Source organism: Polaribacter sp. Z022 (assembly GCF_023555495.1).
Lineage (GTDB): Bacteria > Bacteroidota > Bacteroidia > Flavobacteriales > Flavobacteriaceae > Polaribacter.
Window position 1 is genome coordinate 1 of the sequence record NZ_JALCZO010000017.1, and the last position, 2,732, is coordinate 2,732.

General features: G+C 27.9%; 2 protein-coding genes. One reads left to right on the forward strand and one right to left on the reverse strand.

From position 1 onward, the window contains the following. The first annotated feature begins 251 nt into the window (after positions 1-251). Positions 252-1,046, forward strand: a complete 795-nt coding sequence (locus tag MPF13_RS15320) for a DUF3050 domain-containing protein (protein ID WP_249983637.1) — start codon at positions 252-254, stop codon at positions 1,044-1,046. Positions 1,047-1,400: 354 nt separating this feature from the next. Here the strand turns inward: MPF13_RS15320 and MPF13_RS15325 are convergent, their stop codons facing one another. Next, a complete protein-coding gene (locus MPF13_RS15325; protein WP_249983638.1) occupies positions 1,401-2,381 on the reverse strand; it encodes an SDH family Clp fold serine proteinase in 981 nt (326 codons plus the stop codon). Between the last annotated feature and the right edge of the window lie 351 nt (positions 2,382-2,732).

A 2,732-nucleotide genomic window follows, 5' to 3' on the forward strand; every position in this document is an offset into this window, starting at 1 on the left:
ACTTAATTAAAGGTAGTTGCATTTTTGCCAACTTCTGAATTTCCTTCGGAAATTCCTCGCTGACAAAACCGCAACTTTCCTTATACAACAACGTTATATGCAAGCTAACCGAGAGCTAAATACTTTACTTGATTACTAAAACTTTTAGCTATTTAATCATTTATTATATTTATTAATGATTAAATACATTTTCATTTTATAGTATTAAATTTGCAACATACAACACTTATAGTTAATAGATAAATTAAAAAATGAATAAAATAGAGTATATAGAAAATGAGATTTCTGAATTAAGAAATGAATTGAAAAATCATAAACTTTATGAAAATTTACGTAATATTAATGACGTGAAAATTTTTATGGAAAATCACATATTTGCAGTATGGGATTTTATGTCTCTTTTAAAAAATCTTCAAATAAATCTCACTAAAGTTCAAACACCTTGGACACCACCAAAAAACGCAAAACTATCAAGATTTATAAATGAAATTGTTCACGGAGAGGAAAGTGACATTAATGAATTGGGAGAACCAAAAAGTCATTTTGAGATGTATTTAGATGCTTTGCTCCAAGTAAATGGAAATACGAATGAAATCAATGATTTTATTAAGCTTATTGAATTGGGAAATTCAGTTGACTATTGTTTTAGTCAAGTTAATGTCGATAACAGAGTAGCTGATTTTGTTAAATTCACATTTTCGATTATTGAAACAAATAAGCCACACCTAGTAGCTTCAGCATTTACGTTTGGGCGAGAAGACGTTATTCCAGATATGTTTATCGAAATTCTTAAAAATTCAGATTCTGAAAATAAATTATATAGCAAAATAAATTACTATCTCGAACGACATATTGAACTTGACGGAGATGAACACGGTCCTCTATCTCTTGAGATGATTTCTGAATTATGTAAAGATGATGAGCAAAAATGGAACGAAACACTAACTGTAGCTAAACAATCATTAGAAAAACGAATTGAGCTTTGGAATGCTATATCTGATTTAATACAGAATAAAAAGCCTGCATATAACACCGTGTATAATTAATGGCTAGTTCTCGCCTACTTACGAAAATCCTCGCGGATTTTCTATTCGGTTTATATTTGCTAAATTAGGTGCTTAAACACGCCACTAATCATACACAAAACCGTTGGCAACAATAAAATAAAAAAAAGCGACCAATCAGCACGTGGGAATTGACATAAAAAAAACTCTTCATAATGAAGAGCTTTGTGATATTTATATGTTTTGAATTAAATATTTGAACTTAAAAAGTGTTTATAGTATTTAACTTTTTCACTTGTTGACTTGATTCTGTATTTGGTTACCTCTTTACTAATATTATTGAAATTAATTCTAAACCAAACAAGTTTTTCTTCGTTAGTCATTGTTTCTGGTTTTTTAATGTTGCTTAACTCCATTTTGTTTTTTCTTGGTTTTTACTTCTTTTTTTATCGTCTCTAAACTCTCTTTTTCAATTTCTTCTTTTTTCATTGCTTCTTGAATCTCGTCATCAGAATAAACAAATCCAATGAAATCAATACTTTCATTCATTAAACAAGACGATACTTGGCTTAAATGAAACGCGTAATCATCTGAAATATTTTTCGAAAGTATAACATTTTTAAGAACCTTCGAAATTAAATTATAGTCTATTACATATCCGTGATCAGGACATTCATTTACTAAATAATCGACCAGTAATGATCTTATGTGTTCAGGTAAATCCTGATTATATTCTGTTAAAACTCTTATTGCATAATTTTGACCAATATCTAAAGCTCTCTTCTTACTACCTAAATTATATGGGTTTATTTGACTTAATAAAGGTTTATAAAATTGAGATAAATATTCAAACAATTGTTTTGATAACTCAACCTTGTTAATTTTAATATCATCAGTATTGTATAAAGATAAATACATACTATAATATAATTCTTTTGAACGAGCCTCAATTAATTTAACCGAATATTCATCATTCAATGCACTTTCTCTGTCGTATTCAGGACTATCGTCTTTCTGAATAGCAATTTGAATATCCAATGGCCCAAATTCTCCAAATTCATCCATTATAATTTGACTTCCCCCTAAACTTAATAGAGTAGCCGCACTTTTAGCCCAAAATGGAACGATTATATTTACTATTTCAAAATTATTTCTTAAAGTTCTAATAATTCTATAAGCATCAGCTGGACTTCCACCTGGTGAATTAATTATGAAATCAACCTCTTTTGAATCTGGGTTCTCTCGTTTAAAATCAAAAACTTCCATTCTAACTTTAAACATACTTTTTGGGTCAATTGCACTAGAAAAAAGAAATTGAGGAATACCTCTTAACTCTTTAATTTTCTCAATATTATCAAGTAATTCTATCTTATTCAAAACAAATATTTTCTGTAAAAATATAAATAAATTGTATCTTAAAATATAAATTCAAGTTAAATTTACGAAAAAAAATATAAATATCACAATGTCAAAGAACTTATTTGGGTTTTCACAAACCCACGCTTTTTTTTATTTTTCTGTAGCCAACAACGTATAAATTTAATTGCTACTTTTTGCTTACTTACGAAAATACTCTCGTATTTTCTATTCTTGTTTTATTTATATACTTTAGTGCTTCTATAGCGCAACTAAACTTATACAACAACGTTGTAAGTAATTTCGAAGAATCGCCCGAAAAAACAAATCAAATTGAAAGAAAAAAGTAACTATTAAAAAGGAATCAATAAA